At 67.2% G+C, this 19,602-nt stretch carries 22 protein-coding genes and 1 pseudogene; 9 read left to right on the top strand and 14 right to left on the bottom strand.

Annotation, left to right across the window (positions count from 1 at the left end):
* The first annotated feature begins 102 nt into the window (after window positions 1-102).
* Window positions 103-426 (top strand): hypothetical protein, encoded by a 324-nt coding sequence (locus tag ABZ827_RS16220; protein WP_357237563.1) that lies wholly within the window; start codon window positions 103-105, stop codon window positions 424-426.
* A 186-nt stretch (window positions 427-612) separates the two neighbouring features.
* On the opposite strand, the gene ABZ827_RS16215 is transcribed toward ABZ827_RS16220, so the two are convergent.
* The gene (locus tag ABZ827_RS16215; protein WP_357237562.1) at window positions 613-1,236 is read right to left on the bottom strand and encodes a TetR/AcrR family transcriptional regulator; all 624 of its coding nucleotides are present in this window, start codon (window positions 1,234-1,236) and stop codon (window positions 613-615) included.
* Window positions 1,237-1,372: 136 nt separating this feature from the next.
* Here ABZ827_RS16215 and ABZ827_RS16210 point away from each other — a divergent pair, with 136 nt between their 5' ends.
* A complete protein-coding gene (locus ABZ827_RS16210) occupies window positions 1,373-2,422 on the top strand; it encodes an aldo/keto reductase (RefSeq protein ID WP_357237561.1) in 1,050 nt (349 codons plus the stop codon).
* Window positions 2,423-2,528: 106 nt separating this feature from the next.
* Here ABZ827_RS16210 and ABZ827_RS16205 read toward each other — a convergent pair whose 3' ends face one another.
* From ABZ827_RS16205 to ABZ827_RS16190, 4 genes and pseudogenes are all read right to left on the bottom strand, one after another.
* Complete coding sequence (locus ABZ827_RS16205) at window positions 2,529-2,921, bottom strand: hypothetical protein (protein ID WP_357237560.1); 393 nt, start codon at window positions 2,919-2,921, stop codon at window positions 2,529-2,531.
* Window positions 2,918-3,184, bottom strand: coding sequence for a hypothetical protein (locus ABZ827_RS16200; RefSeq protein WP_357237559.1), 267 nt, complete (start codon window positions 3,182-3,184; stop codon window positions 2,918-2,920). Before ABZ827_RS16200 ends, ABZ827_RS16205 begins: the two co-directional genes overlap by 4 nt.
* Before the next feature lie 30 nt (window positions 3,185-3,214).
* Window positions 3,215-3,325, bottom strand: a pseudogene (locus ABZ827_RS16195) (dihydrofolate reductase); the annotation flags it as partial.
* 148 nt (window positions 3,326-3,473) lie between these two features.
* On the bottom strand, window positions 3,474-4,079 hold the full coding sequence (locus ABZ827_RS16190) for a TetR/AcrR family transcriptional regulator (protein WP_357237558.1): 606 nt from the start codon (window positions 4,077-4,079) through the stop codon (window positions 3,474-3,476).
* A 211-nt stretch (window positions 4,080-4,290) separates the two neighbouring features.
* Here ABZ827_RS16190 and ABZ827_RS16185 point away from each other — a divergent pair, with 211 nt between their 5' ends.
* Window positions 4,291-4,512: a hypothetical protein gene (locus ABZ827_RS16185; protein ID WP_357237724.1), complete on the top strand. Its 222-nt coding sequence runs from the start codon at window positions 4,291-4,293 to the stop codon at window positions 4,510-4,512.
* A 61-nt stretch (window positions 4,513-4,573) separates the two neighbouring features.
* Here the strand turns inward: ABZ827_RS16185 and ABZ827_RS16180 are convergent, their stop codons facing one another.
* From ABZ827_RS16180 to ABZ827_RS16170, 3 genes are all read right to left on the bottom strand, one after another.
* Window positions 4,574-6,925, bottom strand: a complete 2,352-nt coding sequence (locus tag ABZ827_RS16180) for a protein kinase (protein WP_357237557.1) — start codon at window positions 6,923-6,925, stop codon at window positions 4,574-4,576.
* Between the two features lie 260 nt (window positions 6,926-7,185).
* Window positions 7,186-7,503 carry a hypothetical protein gene (locus tag ABZ827_RS16175; RefSeq protein ID WP_357237556.1) on the bottom strand — a complete coding sequence of 106 codons (318 nt, stop codon included), beginning with the start codon at window positions 7,501-7,503 and terminating at the stop codon, window positions 7,186-7,188.
* A gap of 175 nt (window positions 7,504-7,678) precedes the next feature.
* Window positions 7,679-8,059 carry a hypothetical protein gene (locus ABZ827_RS16170; protein ID WP_357237555.1) on the bottom strand — a complete coding sequence of 127 codons (381 nt, stop codon included), beginning with the start codon at window positions 8,057-8,059 and terminating at the stop codon, window positions 7,679-7,681.
* Between the two features lie 177 nt (window positions 8,060-8,236).
* On the opposite strand from ABZ827_RS16170, the gene ABZ827_RS16165 reads away from it, so the two are divergent.
* On the top strand, window positions 8,237-8,545 hold the full coding sequence (locus ABZ827_RS16165) for a hypothetical protein (RefSeq protein ID WP_357237554.1): 309 nt from the start codon (window positions 8,237-8,239) through the stop codon (window positions 8,543-8,545).
* 145 nt (window positions 8,546-8,690) lie between these two features.
* Here ABZ827_RS16165 and ABZ827_RS16160 read toward each other — a convergent pair whose 3' ends face one another.
* A complete protein-coding gene (locus ABZ827_RS16160) occupies window positions 8,691-9,311 on the bottom strand; it encodes an NAD(P)H-dependent oxidoreductase (RefSeq protein WP_357237553.1) in 621 nt (206 codons plus the stop codon).
* A gap of 129 nt (window positions 9,312-9,440) precedes the next feature.
* On the opposite strand from ABZ827_RS16160, the gene ABZ827_RS16155 reads away from it, so the two are divergent.
* On the top strand, window positions 9,441-10,328 hold the full coding sequence (locus ABZ827_RS16155) for a helix-turn-helix transcriptional regulator (RefSeq protein WP_357237552.1): 888 nt from the start codon (window positions 9,441-9,443) through the stop codon (window positions 10,326-10,328).
* On the opposite strand, the gene ABZ827_RS16150 is transcribed toward ABZ827_RS16155, so the two are convergent.
* From ABZ827_RS16150 to ABZ827_RS16140, 3 genes are all read right to left on the bottom strand, one after another.
* Window positions 10,323-11,708, bottom strand: coding sequence for an FAD-dependent oxidoreductase (locus ABZ827_RS16150; RefSeq protein WP_357237551.1), 1,386 nt, complete (start codon window positions 11,706-11,708; stop codon window positions 10,323-10,325). The two genes, ABZ827_RS16155 and ABZ827_RS16150, sit on opposite strands and share 6 nt — an antisense overlap.
* 251 nt (window positions 11,709-11,959) lie before the next feature.
* Complete coding sequence (locus ABZ827_RS16145; RefSeq protein WP_357237550.1) at window positions 11,960-12,391, bottom strand: ester cyclase; 432 nt, start codon at window positions 12,389-12,391, stop codon at window positions 11,960-11,962.
* A gap of 75 nt (window positions 12,392-12,466) precedes the next feature.
* Window positions 12,467-13,744 carry an MFS transporter gene (locus tag ABZ827_RS16140; RefSeq protein WP_357237549.1) on the bottom strand — a complete coding sequence of 426 codons (1,278 nt, stop codon included), beginning with the start codon at window positions 13,742-13,744 and terminating at the stop codon, window positions 12,467-12,469.
* Between the two features lie 233 nt (window positions 13,745-13,977).
* On the opposite strand from ABZ827_RS16140, the gene ABZ827_RS16135 reads away from it, so the two are divergent.
* Complete coding sequence (locus ABZ827_RS16135) at window positions 13,978-15,453, top strand: bifunctional serine/threonine protein kinase/MFS transporter (RefSeq protein WP_357237548.1); 1,476 nt, start codon at window positions 13,978-13,980, stop codon at window positions 15,451-15,453.
* 150 nt (window positions 15,454-15,603) lie between these two features.
* Here ABZ827_RS16135 and ABZ827_RS16130 read toward each other — a convergent pair whose 3' ends face one another.
* Together ABZ827_RS16130 and ABZ827_RS16125 are read right to left on the bottom strand one after the other, a co-directional pair.
* On the bottom strand, window positions 15,604-16,089 hold the full coding sequence (locus ABZ827_RS16130; RefSeq protein ID WP_357237547.1) for a hypothetical protein: 486 nt from the start codon (window positions 16,087-16,089) through the stop codon (window positions 15,604-15,606).
* Window positions 16,090-16,313: 224 nt separating this feature from the next.
* The gene (locus tag ABZ827_RS16125) at window positions 16,314-16,898 is read right to left on the bottom strand and encodes a TetR/AcrR family transcriptional regulator (RefSeq protein WP_357237546.1); all 585 of its coding nucleotides are present in this window, start codon (window positions 16,896-16,898) and stop codon (window positions 16,314-16,316) included.
* A gap of 234 nt (window positions 16,899-17,132) precedes the next feature.
* On the opposite strand from ABZ827_RS16125, the gene ABZ827_RS16120 reads away from it, so the two are divergent.
* The 3 genes from ABZ827_RS16120 (at window position 17,133) to ABZ827_RS16110 (ending at window position 19,586) form a co-directional block, all read left to right on the top strand.
* Complete coding sequence (locus ABZ827_RS16120) at window positions 17,133-17,975, top strand: LLM class flavin-dependent oxidoreductase (RefSeq protein WP_357237545.1); 843 nt, start codon at window positions 17,133-17,135, stop codon at window positions 17,973-17,975.
* A gap of 215 nt (window positions 17,976-18,190) precedes the next feature.
* Complete coding sequence (locus tag ABZ827_RS16115) at window positions 18,191-18,382, top strand: YegP family protein (protein WP_357237544.1); 192 nt, start codon at window positions 18,191-18,193, stop codon at window positions 18,380-18,382.
* A 157-nt stretch (window positions 18,383-18,539) separates the two neighbouring features.
* On the top strand, window positions 18,540-19,586 hold the full coding sequence (locus ABZ827_RS16110; protein ID WP_357237543.1) for a nitronate monooxygenase: 1,047 nt from the start codon (window positions 18,540-18,542) through the stop codon (window positions 19,584-19,586).
* Window positions 19,587-19,602: the final 16 nt, after the last annotated feature.

Here is a 19,602-nt window from a genome sequence, read left to right as displayed (position 1 = left end):
CGGAAACCGCACGCATAGCGTCTTTTTCGGCCCCGTCGATGGGTGCGGAACAACCCCGTCGGCGGGAGTCGGCCAATGCGACTACGGGACAGGGGCGGACAGATGACAGGTAACGGCGGCAAGGCGATCGGATTGGTCCGGCGTGATGTGCGCGCGAGTACCGACATTCATGCGTTGGCGGAACGGCACGGGTTCACCCTGGTGTTCACGGTAGTGCTCGATACCGGGCCGCTGGTCTCGGCGCTCGTGATAGCCCAGCACGTCTATGAGTACTCCGCTGCCGCGATTGTCGTGCCGACCTTCGCGCACGCCGACCGCGAACGGCATATGATCACCGATCTCGCGGCGCTCATCACGCCGGTCCGGTTCTATCCACGTGGGTTCAGGTGGCCGGCGCCCGAGGTTGAGAACGGACTCGGTTCATGATCACACTCGGGATCGTTTTTGCCGCTGCCGTTCCCGCGCTCGTACTGGTCTGGTGCCTGTGCTGGCCCAAGGAGTAGCGGTGCCGACGACGGGGTCTTGGTCGGGCGCGGTGCCCGCGCCGGCCACCAGGGGCCGGTCGGGATTGTGGACCCGGTTGCCCGCCAACGCACTCTCTAGGGCCTGTCTTCAAATACCCGTCTGCCCCGCGAGTCCGGCCGGGGCCCCGGCGCCCCGCAGCAGCGTATCCACGACGCGGGTGGCGAGCGCATCCGTGTCGCCGCCTCCCACGCCCTCTTTGGCTGCCTCGTGGATGAGGGCGTAGTAGACGCGCCGGGTCCAGTCGAGATCGATATCGGGGCGGAGCACGCCCGCATCTTGGGCGCGGCGGAAGAGCCGGACGCAGGTGGTCCTGACCTCGGCGTGGATGCGGGCTGCCTCGGGGTGGGCGTCGTCGGCCGTGCGGTTCATGGCGAACGACCAGTCGGTCTTCACGCGGAGGACGTTGGCAGTGACCTGGTAGAGGGCGACGAGCGGCGGGGCGGCGTCCGGGTGGGCGGTGTCGACGGCGTCCGCGAACTGGCGGGCGGCCCAGCCTGTGAGCTCGTCCAGGAGTGCCTCACGGGTGGCGAACCGGCGGTGGACCGTGGTCCGGGCGACGCCGGCGGCCTGGGCCAGCTGTCCCATAGTCGCCGCCGGGTCGGTGGCCAGGACGCGCTCGGCCGCTTCCAGGATCGTCTGAACGGTCCGTTCGGTGTCGGCCCGGAGTGGCCGTTTCGCCTGCTGTTCCGTCTGCTGCATGTGCGCCGTCACACCGACATGCTACATCTCCACTCTTTCTAAGCTTCTACTTGCAACATTTATGTTGCATGTCGTACGTTAATCACGTCGGAGAGGTAGCAACTCCGCAGCCTCGTTCGCGGGGAGAAGCGATATCAGGGAGCAGTTAGTGACGCAGTACAGGAAGCTGGGCCGCACCGGCATATCGGTCAGCAAGTTCGCGCTGGGTACCCTGCGCCTGGGCGCGTGGGGGAACACGGATCACGACGATGCGGCCCGGCTGATCCATACGGCCCTGGACGCGGGGATCAACCTCATCGACACGGCCGACCAATACTCGGGCGGTGAGGCCGAGGAGATCGTGGGCAAGGCCATCCGAGACCGCCGCGACGAGGTCGTGCTCGCGACGAAGGGTCACTTCCCGGTCCGCTTCAAGGACGAGGACCCCAACCGGCAGGGAAACTCCCGCCGCTGGCTCACCAAGGCCGTCGACGACAGCCTGCGCCGCCTGGGCACCGACCGCATCGACCTGTACCAGGTGCACCGCCCGGACCCGAGTACGGACATCGACGAGACGCTCTCGGTCCTTTCCGACCTCGTGCGCGCGGGCAAGATCATGGCCATCGGGACCTCGGACTTCCCCGCCGAACAGCTCGTCGAGGCGCAGTGGACAGCCGATCGCCGGGGCCACATCCCCTTCCGCACCGAGCAGCCTCCTTACTCCGTCTTCGTGCGCGGGATCGAGGCGGCCGTGCTGCCCACCGCGCAGAAGTATGGGCTCGGTGTGCTGACCTGGAGTCCGCTCAACAGCGGCTGGCTGACCGGTCGGTTCCGCCGTGGCGAGCCGATCGAGATGAACTTCTTCCGGCAGGCGGTCGCCCACAAGTTCAACCTCGACCTGCCGGGCAATCAGCGCAAACTCGACGCCGTCGAGCGCTTGGCAGCATTGGCGGACGAGGCGGGTATCTCCCTGACGCACCTGGCGCTCGCCTTCGCGTCGACCCATCCGGGCGTCACCTCGGTGATCCTCGGCGCCCGCACGGTCGAGCAACTCACCGACCAGCTCGCCGCCGCCGAGGTCCGGCTCGACGACGAGATCCTCGACCGCATCGACGAGATCGTCGCCCCAGGCGTCACGCTCAACCCCGCGGACATCGACTACAGGCAGCCGGCGCTGACCGACTCCGAGCAGCGCCGCAGGCCCGCCCGCGACCGCTGACGGCGGTCCGCTCGCGACGAGTTCCGGCGGCACACACCGGAGCTGGCCTCAACCCCTACAGTCATGACGAGTTCGCTCGCCAGGACGGGTGCGAAATCCCGGCGGGTCAAACCGTGCGGATGACGGGGGAGGGCTTGATGTCCTGGGCATCGACGAGGACACGGATATCGTCAGGGTCGGAGGTCCAGATGATGGCGCCGAGACTGGCGGCCGTGACGACGACGGTCGCATCGACGACATCGGCGGTGCGTGCCTTTCCGCAGAGAATGCCTGCGGCTTTGCCTGTTTCGAGGCCGACCGGTGCGACATGGCATCCGGCGAGGAACTTGCCGAGCCGGACCTGGCGTCGGGAGTCCCGCCATGCCTGGCTGACGACGATGGAGGGAACGTGGATTTCCCGCCCGTCTTCGAGGGCCAGGCTGTGGCGGGCCCACATACGCCGGTCGTTGTTGTCGATGGCGATCAGTGCGCCGGCGTCGTACAGATAGGGAATGTTCACGCAGCCGAGGTCCCCGAGCGGCTGAGGTACTCGGCGTCGGCGGCGGCCAGGTCTGCGCGGGCGTCGGCGAGCTCCTCCGGGGTGAAGGCGCCGTGCTCGGCCTGCCATTCCTGGACCACGGCCCGCCCGGCTCGCCACCGCAGCTCCCGTTCGGCGGCTCCGGCAACGAGCCGGGAAAGCGGGATGCCTTCTTCCTCGGCAGCTCCGGCCAGCGCCTCGACCAGGGATTCGTCGAGGGTGATAGTCACCTTCTTGGTCGCCATATCTTCACCATAGCGCAGTATGGTAAAGATATGGGTCTCCTCGAGTAGGTCCGGGGTCTGGGCGGTCGGATCGAACCAGGATGTGAGCATTTCGATCGAACCGTCGAGCGTGATGTTCTGCGTGATGACCAGCTTGCGTATCGGAGCTTCATCTCGATCGTCTCGGCGCCTGCTTCATATGTGGACCCGGCGGACCGGCGGCATTCATCGCAGGCTGACAGGTGCATATCCTGCGAGCGGGCTCGACTGGAATCAGCCGTGGGAAACCTGTCTGCGCGCGGACTCGGTCTCAGCCTCGAGCGTGCGCTCCGCGGACTCCGTATGCGGCCATGAACATGTCGAGGAGTCCATCGATTGCGTTCTCGTCGACGGGGCGGCAGGTGAGCAGTGAGCGGTAGTAGAGAGTTCCGCACAGGACCTCGGCGGGGTATTCCAGATTCGCTTCGGCGACCAGCTCGCCGTCGCGCTGAGCTCGGGTGATCCGATCGAAGGTCCGCTGTTCCACGGTGGCCAGAAATCGTTCGTACAGCGTCGCCCTGAGTGCGGGGTCGGCCTGGGCTTCGGCGATGACTGCCCGGTAGACGGGGCCGATGGGCGGGGAGGAGAGAGCTCGACTGGAACGCATGAACTGCTCACGCAGATCCGCTCGGACGTCCCCGGACGTGTGGTAGTCCAGATCGCTGGTCCACACGACGCTGAGCGCGTCGAGCAGTAGCTCTGCGATGGATGACCAGCGCCGATAGATGGTGTGTTTCCCGACGCCGGCCCGCCCGGCGATGGCTTCGACACTCAGCCCCCGGTAGCCGACCTCCGCCGCCAGGTCGAGGGTGACATCGAGCAGCTGCCTGGTGCGTTCGGCGCCCCGGCGTCGCGGTGTGGTGGACGAGTCGGCCATGCACCGACCATACCGGCACGGTGCGTGCCGTTGACAGCCATCCCGAATTGCCGCAAGATGGGATTATCGACACGGTTCGTGCCGATAATCGGCAAGGATGTGACCGAGCCCGACGGGAACAGATCGCCGGCGGCCGGGAGGAGCCCGGTACCGCAAGGCCTGCCGAGCAACGACAGATAGAGCCAACCACGAGGAGAACGCTGTGAAGACCATGAGCTGCAGACAACTGGGTGGCCCGTGCGACCTCGAGCTGAGTGCGGAGACGGCCGACGAGATCATCAAGGCGCAGGATCGTCACCTGCGCGAGGCCGCTCGCAGTGGCGACGAAGACCATGTGCCGGCCCACGAGGAAATGAAGAAACGCTGGAGGCATCCGGTGAAGGCGATGGGGTGGTATCGCGACACCAAAAAGGCCTTCGCAGCGCTTCCGTGATGCCGCTGCCCGGCCGGGACGCCTTCGGTGTAGGTATCCCGGCCGCGGTTGTTCTCGAGGATCAGAAGAGTCGCAGGTTCCCGAGGTAGATTTTGCCGCCGACCGATACCGGCGTGTACTCGCTGGTGATCTCCCACATCTGATCGGCGGCGTCCCATACTTCCAGGGAGCGGCCCGAACCGGCGGAGTCGGTGGCGACGGCGATCCGTTGGCCGTCGGTGCCGAGAAGGGTGCCTTCCGGTACGTAGCCGGGAATCACGTACTCACCGGAATAGGCGTCGATCACCCGACCGGAATCCGAGGTTGTGATCAAGGTGCCGATACCGTGTAACAGCAGTTGCTCGGAACTGTCCTCGGCGCTGTAGGACTCGTTCTCCCACAGCACGGTCCCGGTGCGCGGGCTGACCCCCGCATAGGTCGTTTTATCCCCATCGGTACGGATCACGGTCGGCACCGAAGTCTCGACCGCAGTCTCCTCGAACGCGGTCGGCTGATGCGGGCTCGGGAGCCAGTCCGCCGGGATCTGCGCGGTTTCGGCGCCGTCGCGGTCGTAGATCCTGGGCGCGGATCCGCTTTCGGCGACGACGAATCCGTCGACGAAGACGTTCCAGCGATCGTTACGGATCTCCTCGACCGAATCGCGCCGGAACACCTCTTTTCCGTCTTCGAGCCGGATCACCCGGAATTCCCATTTCGACAGCGGTTGTGCCGGGGCCGGTGCCGACTTGATCACTGCCAGCCGGGCCGAGGCGAAAATCTCTATCCAATGATGGGTTTCGGGCGAGGGCCGGGAATCGGGCCAGCTGATCGCCGGCAGGTCCGCGCCGTCGGTACCGACGGAACGTAACACCGGCGGCCAACCGGCATCGGTGCTGTCCACGAACACGAACCGCTCACCCGCGGCGGTCAGACCGAAAACGTGCTCTCTCGAGGTCTTGGTGGTGATGATCCGGCCGGCCACGAGATCGATGAGGACGACGGCATCATCAGGAACCGACGCACCCCGCAGGTGGCAGGCGGCGGCCGAACGGTTTTCGTCGACGACGCAGCGGTCCAGGTTCCGCGCAGCGGTATCCACCGGGATCGGCGCGGTGCCCTCCCGGAGCCGGCCGGTGTTCGCGTCGACGATATCGAGGTAGTCGATGGTATTACCGTCGGCCAGGCGGACTTCGCGGTTGATGAGGACGACCTCGGAATCGCCGCCGAGTGCTGTTGTGTCCTGGACTTCGGAACCCGGAGGTCCGGGGGTTTCCGGCAGTGTCCAGACCGGGCTGTCCGGTCGTGTGTCCAGCGCCGGCAGGATCGGTGTCACGGGCCGGCGGGGCAACTGCGCGGCTTCCGCCGAGACTTCCCCTTGTCGAAATGCCCGCACCCCGAACATACCGGCAACGACCAGCAGCACCGCGGCGACCAACGCTCCGATGAGTAGAGCGGTCCGGCGGTGATTCGTTGGAGGTCCCGGGTCCACCCTCCCCGGCGGCATCGGCGGGACCCGGTCATACGTCCCCCGGGCGACCGGGGCGGAGCCGGCGGAAGTTACCGCGTAACGGTTGCCCGGCACGGCCGGAGATTGCGGCGGACGCACCGCGAGCGCGTGGGCGAGGGCGGCCGCGAAATCCTTGCTGCGGGCGAAGCGCTGCTCCGGGGTCTTCGCCATCGCCCGCCGGAGCACCGAATCCACCGGCGGTGCGAGATCGGGCCGCCGCTCGCGCACACTCGGTACCGGCTGCTGCGCATGGGCCATGATCACCGCGACCGGGTTGGTGCCGGTGAACGGCTGCGCCCCGGTGAGCAGATGAAACGCGGTGGCGGCCAGCGCATACTGGTCCGATCGCGGATCGACCGGGAGACCCTGCATCTGCTCCGGCGAGGCATAGGCGACAGTGCCGACGGTCAGTCCGGTCCCGGTGAGATCCGAGGTTTCCGGGCCCATCCGGGCGATCCCGAAATCGGTCAGCAAATAGTGACCTGTCCCGGCGAGCAGGATATTGGCGGGTTTCACATCCCGATGGACCAGCCCGCGCGCACCCGCGTAATCGAGCGCATCGGCCACTTCCGTGACAGCCCGCACCACATCGGCGGCAGGCAACCCGCTCGGTGCGGTCTGCAGCAGCGCCGACAGATCGGTCCCGTCGATCAGCTCCAGCGCGATCCACAACCGCCCGTCGAATTCCCCGCGGTCGTGCACACTGACGATGCCGGGATGCGATAACGACGCCGCGAGATCGGCCTCCCGCTCGAAACGGCGCCGATACGAATCGTCGCGGGTGAGCGGCGCGGCCAGCACCTTCACCGCATCCGCGCGGGGCAGCCGCGGGTGCCGGGCCACATACACCTCACCCATCCCGCCGGCGCCGAGCAGACGTTCGACGGTATACCCGGCGAACACCGACCCGGGCACCAATGCAGCCACCGTCCGATACCTCCGATACACACCGGCGCGATGGTCACACCGTATCCCGAGCCCGGCGGCGCATCGCAGGCAGGAAGCCGACCGGCCTGCGGCGGACGAGTCAGAGTCCCAGGCCTGCCGAACAATTGGTGTGAGACGCCGGGGCTGGAGGAGAGCTGACACCCGTGCTGATCGCCGACAAGGCTTCTCGTGTCGGCCGCGAGACTACGCCGCTACCGCGGCTGGTCGGACGGCCGTGCCGCGTGAGGTGATCCCGGAACCTACGCTTGGATGACCTCGATGTGCACCAGGGCGTTCGGTGAGTCGCAACTGGCCCAGGACTGATTCTGGCCGTACTGCACCGGCCCGTACTTCCAGTAGGTGAACGGGACAGGCCAGGCGACACAGGTGAGCTTCACCTGGTGCCAGGTCGGCAGCTCACAATTGGCCATCCCGCCGGTGTTGAAGATGTTGTAGACGTGACAGTTGGCCTGCCACACCGGGACGTCGGCCTGGGCCACGCCACCACCGGCGAGCACAGCGGCGGCGGTTGCGGTGGCTACGGCGGCCCCGGCAGCAAGGCGCTTCGCAGAAAACATTCCGAACCTCCTGAATCGATGTCGTATGGATCACATCGCGCACACGCCACGCGCGTTACTCGAATCGAACCGGTCATCGCGGCAGGTCGCGGATATATCGGCGGCGGTCGGTCAATTGTCGGGGCCGGTTCGGTATCGAGATCGACATCGCCGGCCGGGAAAGTAACGAGACCGGCTACCCCGCTGAGCCCGTGTTCACCCAGGGCCCGTTGTGGACCACGGCGCTGTCGACGTGAAGCATCGAGTAGTTGTTGCTGTGTCCCGTGTGCGGGGTACCGTCCGGCGAATACCCTGCCACGGTGTTGCACGGGAACAGCGGCCTCCCGTCGTCGTGCGCGCTCAGGAGGAACTGGACCGGCTCGATCGTGTCGGTCTCGTCGCAGAACACGGTACCGCGCACCAAATGCTGGTCAGCGGTGTCGTTGGTGCACTTGTAAGCGTCACACGAGATGCCGGGCGGCAGATCCGCCGCCGTGGCCACCGGCGCCGAAACCCCTGCGGCGACAACGAATCCAGCAGCGAGGATCCCGAATCCGAACGCCGACCTGTAACCCATCTGAAATTCACTCCCTCGATAGCTCCGGCCCGCAGGCCGGGTGCGTGGCGACGTCTCCGGTCCGTTGGTTCTGCCACGCCGACGCCTTCAGTAAAAACTCTGCCGTTGCGGCATAGTCAACTGCTGGTGGATATTTCGAAGGCGGCAGACCTGGTCAGGTGCTGATATTTTGTGGACATGTCAGCGTCCGACGCTTCCGAACACACCCAGGACGCCGTCCCGCCCCGCCGTACTGCCGGGCGCATCACCGGCGGTATCGTCCTGATCCTTACTGCGATCGTCTTGTTTGCCGTCGGGATCCAGGCGATTGTCGATCCGGCCGCTGTCATCGCCGGTTCCTCGAACTCCGCGCGCAGTCCGGATACCGACGCCGAGGCGAAGATCGGCGGCCTGTTGCTTTGCTTTTTCGGGATCACGGTGCTGGGCTTCGGCATCGGTCTGCTCGGGAAGAAGTCCGCCCCGGGCACGCCGACCAGCGCACCCTGACGCGTCGGCTGGAAGGCGTCACGGCTCGGCCGCGATGACCGTGCCGCCGAACTCGGTGTCGATGTAGTCACGGTGATCGCAACGGGCATTTCGGATATGAGCACCCCACCTGCCGCGGCAACCCACAATTCGCGCCGGTATACGGTCAGCGGCGCTGCAGGACCGCCGGCGGTCGCGTGGGACCCTCCGGGTACGGCCGGTCCGCCCGAGCCTCGCGCAGTGCCCTCGCCCACCAGGTCAGCTGATCCAGCAGCACCGTGGCGGCCGCTTGCGGGCGTTCGGGATCCGCGAGTGCGCCGGTCTCGTCGAAACGTTCCGAGTGCCGGTCGAAGCTCACCGAATCCCGCACCGTCACCGCGTGCAACTCGGCGAAGATCGGCCGGAGCTGCTCGACCGCGCGCAGGCCACCGCCGCGGCTGCCGTAGGAGACGAATCCGACCGGTTTGGCCTGCCATTCGGTGAAGTGCCAGTCGATCAGGTGCTTGAGTGCCGCCGGAAGGCTGTGGTTGTACTCCGGTGTGACGACGACGAACGCGTCCGCCGCCGCGAGGCGCCCGGCCAGCGCCCGCTGCGGTGCCGGCCGCGACGCGATATCTCGTAGTGCCGCGCCGTTGGGCGGCAGCGTGGCCGGCAACATCACGTCGGCGATATCGAGTACGTCGATATCGAACTGGCCGTATCCGGCGGCCCGGTCGGTGAACCACCGCCCGATTCGCGGTCCGTACCGGCCCTCGCGGACGCTGCCGATGATGATCACGAGCTTCATGCGCTACTCCTCGTCGATGGGGTCAACGCCGATAACCCTGCTGGCGGCCCGGCCGGGGAGGAACACCGCGCCGAGACAGGTACTCGCAGGGCGACGATGGGCTCCGCCACCCGCATTACCCTCGATATCGTGAGCCAGAACGAGCTCGGCGCCTTCCTGCGTTCCCGTCGCGAGGAGCTTCGGCCCTCGGACGTCGGGCTGCCGCCGGGAACGCGGCGCCGTACTCCCGGTCTGCGCCGGGCCGAGCTGGCGATACTGGCCGGGGTGAGTACCGAGTATCTGGCTCGCCTCGAACAGGGCCGGGATCGCCGTCCCTCCCGCCAGGTCCTGGACGCGCTGGTGAGCGCACTGCGACTCTCGGAGAGCGACCAGCACCAGCTCCGCCGGCTCGTGAAGGCCGCCCGTGGCATCCGATACCCGGCCGTCGAGCCGCCGCGCCGCGAGATCCGCCCGACCGTCCGGATGCTGCTGGACCGCCTCGAACCCGCCCCGGCGGTGGTGGTCAACCGGCTGACCGATGTGCTCGCCCACACCGACGGTTTCGCCGGGCTGATGGCACCGATCGGCCTGCTCGACCGAACCCCTGCCAACCTCGCCCGCTTCGCGCTCACCGATCCACGCGCTCGCACCGCGTATCTGTCCTGGGACGAGATAGCCGACGCCCGAGTCGCGGCGCTGACGGCCGCACCGCATCTCACCGATCCATACGTGAACAGCCTGGCCGACGAGCTGACCGCACTCACCGGTGCCGTATTCACCAGCCGGGTGCGCGCACCGTCAGCGGCGCTTGCCCGGAGCGGGGTCGAAGAACTGCGACATCCCGACGTGGGCGATCTGCGTCTCGCATTCGAGATGCTGGCCCTGCCGGACTCCGACGATCAGCAACTCATCGTCTACCTGCCCGCCGACGAAGACACATCAGCACGGCTCGACCGGCTGCTCAGGACCGGACCGACCGCGCTGCCGCCTCCGGCAATCGAAGGCCGGGAACGCCCGGTCGCGCGTCGGAGATCATGAGCGCACGCTACGGTCACCGCCCGCGGCCACGGTGTCGTGTTCCAGCACCTCGGCGGCCGCCCGTTCACCCGACCGCACCGCACCGTCGACCCAGCCGCACATGACCGACGAGCTCTCGGTGCCGGCCCAGTGGATGCGGCCGCAGTGTTCGCGCAGCGCGTGGCCGAACTCGGTCAGCACACCCGGTGGGGCGTGGCTGAGCATGCCGCCGCCGGAGTAGCGCTCGGTGCTCCAATCCTGTTCGACATAGTCGGCGGGGGTGCGGGCCCGGTCGCCGAAGCGTTCGGCGAGAGCGTCGAGTATCTCGTTCCGGCGGTCGGCGGGGTCGAGCCGGCCGATCCGCCGCGCGATGGGTCCCTCGGTGATCACGCACAGGACCCCGGGGCTGCCGGTATCTGTACAGGCGTCGATGGTGACGGTGGCCGGGGAGCCGGGCTCCACCGACTGCCCCGTCAGCCCGTCGGACCGCCAGAAGGGTTCGTCGTAGATTACGGAGGTCTTGAGGATCGCGCCGCTGGGCATGCGCTGGTGCAGGAAGGAGCGATCGACCGGGAGCATCGGGTGGTAGTGGATATGGCTCGCGATCGCGAGGGGAACGGCGACGATCGCCCGCCGGGCGCGCACGGTATCGCGGTCGGAGTGGACGGTGACGCCGTCGTCGTCCTGGTGGATATCGCGGACGGGCCGGGACAGGTGGATCGAATCGCCGAGTTCGGCGGCCATCGGGCCGTAGATGGCCCCCATACCGCCGATCGGCCGGGAATCCTGGGCGCCGTCCTCGATACCCAGCACGAACGCGGGCCCACCGCCGGACGCCATCTGGTGCAGCACGAAGAGCAGCGATACCTCCGAGCCGGCGGACGTATAGGCCCCGGCGATCGCGGTTTCGAGCAGTTCGTGGGCGGCTTTGGATACGACGTGGGTGTTCAGCCAATGTGCCAGGGTGAGGCGATCCCAGCGGTCGGCCTGCTCCGCCGTCCAGGGGGCCGCGAGCGGGATCGTTTTACACAGGTGACCGAGGTCGAGCAGCGCCGCGCCGAGATTCATCGCCACCCACGGGCTCATCGACCACGGGATGGTGCCGTGATACCGGTACTGCTTCCCCTCGACGACCATCATGGCCTCACCATCGACGTACTGCTTGTAACTGCCGACCCCGAACTCCGTCATCAACGCCTGGATCCGGTCCTGACCGGGCCCGATCCACGCACCGCCACGATCGATCCACGACCCGTCGGCACGCGTCTCGGTGAAGGTTCGCCCGCCGAGCCGGTCGCGGGCTTCCAGCAGCGCCACGGTCCGACCTGCCTGTTTCAGGCGCAGAGCGGCGGTGAGTCCGGCAAATCCCCCGCCTATCACGCAACAGTCGACGTCTGTCATGAGCGCCGCCTCGGGTCGGAGTCCGGTGCGAAACCGCACTGGGGGCGGACGCACTCTTATCGCACCACGAAGAAAAGGTGCACCTGGCGAAAGGAAAACTGTCGTTCGCGCGTCGAGTTGTACGGCAATTCTATGGCAGGTCGGTACCCGAAGTCTTCCGTGTACGGGGTGCGGGAGACTTCGGCTGGGGTGGTGCCTCCGTCGGTGGAGCAGGGAACCGCAGGCGAGGGGGTGTCGCCGAGTGCGGAGCCTCAGGCCGGAAACCCGCCGAGCTGGCGGATCAGGGAGAAGATGTCCACGACTCCCCACATCTCCGCGACTCGGCCTCCGGCGAAGCGGAAGATGAACATCTCGTTGTATTCGACGCGCTTGCCGGTCGGCGCGATGCCCATGAATTCGGCGCGGTGGGTACCCGTCACCACCGACCTGCCGGCGACCTTGTCGCCTTCCGCGATCACATCCTCGAGCCGGACCTGGATATCGGGGAAGACGCGCAACAGGTTCACCCAGATCTGTTCGACAGCGTCCCTGCCGGTTTCCGGTGTGGTCAGCGGGGTGTGCAATCGCATATCAGGCGTGGCGACCTCGGCGATCGTTCGCGAGATCGATTCGAGATCACCGGTGTTCACGACGTCGTGGAAACGCCGGAAGATCGACTTGTTGTGCTCCGGGGCGGACGACATCGGCTCTCCTCGATTTCGTACGGATCGAACTCGGGCCGCTCGGTGCTATGTCCAATGTATGCCCGCACGGGCCGGTTACTGTGGTTCAGGGCGGTGTGAGCCGGCCGGGGCACGGTTCCACACCGCGTGGACGCCGCTCGGCCCGATACCGCGATCTGTCGCGATGATCAATGCCGCGCAACCGATTCCCGACAGGACAAGGCTCGACCCGAACAGGGCCGGATAGCCGAGGAGTTCGCCGACCGTCCCCGCCGCGAACCCCGCGATTCCCTGCACCGTGACGACCGCGCACGCCAGCAGGGTGTAGTCGCTGCCGGCGTGGTCGGGATCCGAGGCGTCCATCATGAGCGTGAACACCGCCACGGTGGCGGCACCACCCAGGATGTGCTCGGCCAGGCTCGAGGTGACAATCAGCCCGAACCCGCCGATTCCCAAGGAGGAGACCAGGTACAGGGCCAGGCTCGCGGTCTGAGTGATACCGCCGATCAACAGGGCGTGCCGCCGGCCGTACCGGAAGCACAGCCACCCACCCAGGGCCGCGCCCGCGAGCGCGCCCGCCGAGGACAGGACGCCCTTCACCAGCGCTATCTGTCCCAGAGTGAGTCCGGCGTCGGACATGAACGGGCCGACCATCGCCGACCCCATCGAATCCCCGAACTTGAAGCCGCCGATGAGCAGGATGAACGCGAGCATCCCCGGTCGCCGCAACCGCTGCCACCACCCGGCGGTCAACGCGATCGGGCGCGGTGCGGAGGTCTTCGATGTGCCGCGGATAGAGGTTCGCGGTAGCCACCACACCGGGACGGCGGTGATCAGCAGCAGAATCGCCATCGCGACGAAAAGACTCCGCCAGCCCGCGAGTGCGAACAACCACAGCAGGGCACCCCCGCCGACGATCATCCCGATCCGGTAGGCGCCGACCTGTATCCCGTTGCCCAGTCCGCGTTCCCGGGGACCGAGCAGTTGGACGGCGAGCCCGTCGGTGGCGATATCCTGGGTCGCGGACACCGCGTTGACCACGGCGATGCCGATCAGCAGCCAGCGCAACGAGGACGACAGGTCCAGGCAGGCGAGTCCGAACGCCACGGCCGAGGACATGAGCTGGAGCGAGAGCAACCATTGCCGCCGGGTGCCGTAATGGTCCACATAGGGTGCCCATAGGAATTTCAGTGCCCACGGCGCGAACAGGACCCCGGTGGCGCTGATCTCGATCAGCGAGTAGCCGGATTCGCGGAGCACCACGGGGAGCGCCTGGGTGAAGAACCCGTACGGAAGTCCCTGCGCGAAATACAGTGCGGCCAGCAGAACCAGGGTTCCGGCGGGGAGCATGCCGGACCGGGCCGTGGTTCTCATGCCGACATCCTGGCAGACCGAGTGCACGGCCGGGCAAGTGCTGCCGGTGGTCGCTGTGCGGTACGAACCGGTGCCGGATGGGCCGAGGTGGCCGGGGGCGAGCGACCCGAAAGGTGTCGCCGTGGTCGTGCCGCGCCCTGCTGAACGTCGACGATCACCATCGGTCTGCGGCGGCCCGGAGCCGGAAAGTGCGGTAGCGTCACGGCGATCGGACTGTGACGGAGGGAGCGCCGGTGTTGGGGGTGGGTGCGGCTTTCGCCGGATACCAGGTCGAAGGGGTACTGGGTCAGGGCGGTATGGGGACGGTGTACCTCGCCCGGCATCCGCGACTGCCGCGCAGTGTCGCACTGAAACTGCTGAACCGGGAGGTTTCCACCGACCCCGAGCTGACCCGCCGGTTCGAACGGGAAGCCGATGTCGTCGCCCGGCTGGAACACCCCGGCATCGTCGGCGTATTCGACCGCGGCACCGACGACGGGCATCTGTGGATCGCGATGCAATATGTTCGCGGTACCGATGCCGCGTCCTGGGAAGCCGGCGCGCATCCACCGGCGACCGCGGTGCGGTTACTCGCAGAAACCGCGTCGGCACTGGATTACGCGCACAGTCGCGGTGTGCTGCACCGCGATGTGAAACCGGCGAACATTCTCATCGCCGAGGCGGACGCGTTCCGGGAATCGCATGCGGTGCTCACCGATTTCGGTATCGCCCGGCTGACCGACGCCACCAACACCAAGATCACGGCGACCGGTACGTTCACCGCGACGCTGGCCTACGGGTCGCCCGAACAGCTGTCCGGGGAGCCGGTGGATCACCGTAGCGACCAGTACTCGCTGGCGTGCACCCTGTTCACGATCCTGGCCGGGCGGTCGCCGTACGCGGCGACGAATCCGGGTCAGGTTGTTATGGGGCATCTTTCGCAGCCCGTGCCACGGCTCACTGCCATCCGGCCCGATCTTCCCCCGGTCATCGATGCGGTATTCGACCGCGGGATGGCCAAACAGCGGGACGACCGATTCACGAGCTGTACGGAATTCGTGGCTTCGGCTCGCGATGCGCTGGAAGGTCGCCATATCGCGGCGCCGGTCGGCCGCTCGGCGCCGACCGTGGTGAATCGGTCGCCACACGAGCCCGGGGTCCCGATCCACCCGAAACCCGCGATGCCGCCTGCTCAGCCGGCTTGGCCCCCTGGACCGATGGCGGAACACCAGCGGTACCCGCACCGGGCGGAAGAGGCCGGACGGCAGGAATGGGTCGGACCGAGACCGTCCAAGGCCACGGCCTACACCGCGGCGATCATCACCTTGGTCATCGGGCTCGTACCCACCATTCTGTTCTTCCTCTTCCTGGTGTTCACGATTTACTTCGTCATCGGGGGTGATCCCAAAGACGAACTTGCCGAGACCGCGATCGGGTTCCTGGTCACGATGATCGCGACGCTGCTGTGGAACATTGCCGGTCTCGGCCTGTTGTCGGGCAGGCGTGTAGGCCGCATTCTTACGATCATCTGCTCGGCCATCGGCATGCTGATATCGGCCGTTCCACCCATTGCACTCACCTACGAGGGGGGACTGAACGCTACGGCTGTCCTGGTGTTCGGGAGTCTGATAACCGTTACCGGGCTCGCGTTGGTCTGTGCTTCATCCGGTGCAACCGGACGCTGGATCCGGTACCGGACGGCGATGCGGAACACGAGTCATCTGCGCTGACAACTCGGATTACGTTGCCCGCGACTGCGGAACGACCCGAGTTGTCACCCGAGCCGTGCCAGTTGTGACCGGAGATCGCGCCGGCAACCCGGGTAGGCGGGCCCGCGGGCTGGATATCCGGCGCATGCCGGGCCGACGTCCATATCGGCTTCACACGGCTGCCGTCGGTGCGGAGACCGTCGACGAGATCGTCCGACCACCGTGTGAAGTCCGCGGCCGCACGAACATGTACAGACCGGAGAACAGAAGCAGGACGAGCGGGACCAGCGGCAGGTAGGACACCCAGATCGGTCCCTGTAACGCCAAGGTTATGGCGGTCGCGACGACGGTCGCGGTGAAGGCCGCGGCGGCCCATCGGTGCAGTTTCCGGCTCCATGGCGTGGACGCGCCTCGCTGGGGCGCGAGGCCCGCGGGGGATGTCGTTTTCCCGGCTCGTATGTTGCGCCGGGTGACGAAATACGGCAGTACGAACAGGTAGAAGCCGGATAGCCACAGCAGGGCCAGTGGTGGAAGGGGAATATATGCGATCCACGCCGGCCCTTGCAGCGCCATCACGACGATGGTGACGACGACGGTCACCACAAGGGTGATCGCCAGCGCCCTGTGGGTCCGCCGAACCCGCTGGTTCCAGTTCATTGCTTCCTCCTCGGATAACCGTTTCGCGTCTCTGTGATCTGCGAATACCGGTGCGGATGACGCTAATGACGGCGCGGTGACCAGTGCTTCTCGATTCCTGACCACTTCGAGTGCCGAAGTCGGGAGTTGGGGTCGAGGGGCAGTGTCCGAAGCGCTGCGCTGCGGGTCGTGGTTGCCGGGATGGTGTTCGCCGTATACAGATTGGTGCCCCGGTGCTCTGATCTTCAGCGGACCCGCAGTCCCGTGATCATCAGTCCCACCATGCGCCTCGCGTCGTAGCGGGGATCGTTATCGGCTCCGATGCACAGATTCCCCACACCGCGCATCAACTCGAAGGGATTGATATCGGGGATGATTTCGCCGGCCTCGACAGCGGCCTCGAGTAGGTCGGTGCAGACCGGGAGGAGCCGGTCGATGAAGTAGGCGTGCAGGGTTTGGAAGGCTGTGTTGTCGGACTGTAGTGCCTCGGCGAGGCCGTGTTTGGTGACCAGGAAGTCGACGAAGAGATCGATCCAGCGGGCCAGGGCGGTATGCGGGGTGGGGCTGTTCGCCAGTAGGTCCGGGCCGGCCGCGGCGCAGGCTTCGACCTGGTGGCGGTAGACCGCGACGATGAGGTCGGCGCGGGTGGGGAAGTGGCGGTAGATCGTGCCGACGCCGACGCCTGCCCGGGTGGCGATATCGCGGACGGGGACGTCGACGCCGGAGGCGACGAAAGCTGCTGCCGCCGCGTCGAGCAGGGTTTTCTGGTTGCGGCGGGCGTCGGCCCGTTTACGCGGGGCCGGCGACTCCGGTTCGTCGGTGTCTCCCATTGCGCGACTTCCTCCGTCACTCCACTTGGCAAACGGAACAGTGTTCCGTATGTTGGTTATCGGAACGCTGTTCCGTTTGTTCAGGGTGCCAGGCCATCCGGACCGGAGTCCAGCCGGCCGGCACTCGTCGCCCCCGCGCCGCCGATGAGCCGGCCGCCGAACCACCTTGTTTTCACACCGCGCCGAAAGGACCGAGCGCCCATGCCGCGAACATCTGAGCCGAGCTTCGGAATCATGACCGCCCCTATGCAGGTCGAGTACCAGGACATTCTGCGCGTCTGGCGGGAAGCCGACGCGATCGGAGCCATCGAGCACGCGTGGCTGTTCGATCATCTCCTGCCGATCGCCGGAGATATGAACGGACCGATCCACGAGGGCTGGACACTGCTCGCGGCCCTCGCCGCGCAGACCGAGCGGCTGCGCCTCGGCCTGCTCGTCACCAGTAACCGCTTCCGGCCACCGGCCATGCTGGCCAAGATCGCCACCACCGTCGATATCGTCTCCGGGGGCCGGCTGGATTTCGGTATCGGCGCGGGATCGCGACCCAGCATGCCTATCGCCCGGCGTGAATACGACGCGCACGGCCTGCCGTACCACGGTTTCGGCAACTCGGTGGAGAACCTCGCGGAAGCCTGCACGGTGATCCGGCGGCTGTGGACCGCGGAAGAACCTTTCGATTTCCAGGGCAAACACCTGCACCTCACCAGCGCGATCGGTAACCCCAAGCCGGTGCAGCGGCCCCATCCGCCGATCATGATCGGCGGGCGCTCGGACGCCGTGCTGAAGGTGATCGCCGAGCACGCGGATCTCTGGAACATCCCCGGGGGCGATATCGCCGACGCCATCCAGCGCAGCGAGCTGCTGGACCGCTACTGCGCGGAAATCGGCCGCGACCCCGCCGCGGTCGCCCGGTCGATCTACCTCCCGGTCTCCTACGATCGGCCCGGCGCCACCCGGGACGCGATCGCCGAAGCGCTCGACGCCGGCTTCCGGCATTTCGTTCTCGGATTGGAATCGCCCTATCCCGCCGGTGTCGCGCAGTGGGTCGCGGACGAGCTGATCGTCCCGTCGTCGTAATCGGCTGGCCGCGCGGCCTTTTGTTCTGATGCCGGGCCGCATCGAGGTTCCCGGCTCTAGGCTTTCGGACCGGCTACGAACCGGCACCTCCACGACCCGAATTTAGGGTTGCTGGTTGATAACCATCCGGCCTTCACCCGGTGACTGCGGCGGTTCGGCGGCATATTCTCAGCTGGTCAGGTGCATCCAGGTCAACAAGAGCTGAGGTAACTGATATGGCCGCGAAGTTCGAGATCTACCAGGACAAGGCCGAGAAGTACCGGTTCCGGCTCAAGGCCGGCAACGGCGAGATCATCGCTGTCGGGGAGGCGTACAGCTCCAAATCGGCGTGTAAGAACGGCATCGAGTCGATCAAGAAGAACGCGTCCGACGCCGCCGTCGTCGACCAGACGCCCACCGCCGTCTGACGGAAACCCCGGCCACCGCGTCCGGCGGCGACGCCCGGGCGTGGTGGCCGCATCTCCGGCGCCGGTCCGGAACCGGCCGACGGTCCCGCTCCTGCGCTCCACGCGCCGTGGGTGAGTATCGTCGTGGCCGTTCCCGACCAGTCGAGGAAGGTGGAGCGTGTTCGATCTCGCGGACCTGGCCGTACCGATCATCGCCGCGCCGATGGCGGGTGGCCCGTCCACCCCAGACCTGGTGGTGAGTGTCGGCGAGGCGGGCGGCCTGGGGTTCCTCGCGGGCGGGTACAAGACGCCGGAGGCGCTGGCGGATCAGATCCGGGATGTGCGGGCGCGTACGGACGGGCCGTTCGGGGTGAACCTGTTCGTTCCGCAGCAGAACTCGTACAACGTGGCCGCCGTCGAGGAATACCGGGAACGGTTGCGGGAGGCCGCGCGGCGGTACGGGATCGAACTGCCGCCGATCCGGGAACGGGATGACGACTGGTTCGAGGCGAAGGTGGATCTGCTGGTCACCCAGCGGGTGCCCGCGGTCTCATTGACCTTCGGCCTGCCGCCGGTGGAAACCGTTCGGCGCCTGGGCGATTCGGGTTGCACCGTGATCGCGACAGTGACCACCTCCGCGGAGGCGAGTGCCGCGGTGGACGCGGGGGTCGGGGCGTTGTGCGTACAGGGACCGGCCGGCGGTGGGCATCGGGGGACTTTCCGCGTGGAGGACGAGCCGGAGACGACGCCGTTACCGGAGCTGGTCGACGAGATCATCGCCTCCTGCTCGCTCCCGGTGGTGGCGGCGGGCGGGATCGGCGACGGTGCGCGCATCGCGGAACTGCTGGCGCACGGGGCGGCGGCGGTGCAGCTCGGTACCGCGTTCCTGCGGAGCCCGGAGTCCGGGGCCAAGGCGGCTCATAAGGACGCGCTGGTCGATCCGCGGTTCACCCGGACCGTAGTGACCCGCGCTTTCTCCGGGCGGCCCGCGCGCGGACTGGCCAACGAATTCATCGCCACCCACGGCGAGGATGCGCCGGCGGCCTATCCACAGGTCCATCACCTCACCAGCCCGGTGCGCGCGGCCGCGGCGGCGAACGGCGCACCGGACGATATGGCGTTATGGGCCGGTACCGCCTACCGGACCGCGTCCGCGGATCCCGCCGCCGTGGTTCTCCGGCGGCTCTGGGACGAGGCGGTCGCGCACGGTGCGTCGCGGAACTGACTGCTGACCGGCGCGC

Origin of the sequence: Nocardia sp. NPDC019395 (genome assembly GCF_040632335.1) — a bacterium.
Lineage (GTDB): Bacteria > Actinomycetota > Actinomycetes > Mycobacteriales > Mycobacteriaceae > Nocardia.
The sequence above is the reverse complement of the archived record's forward strand: the minus strand, read 5'-3'. Positions and strand labels throughout refer to the sequence as shown.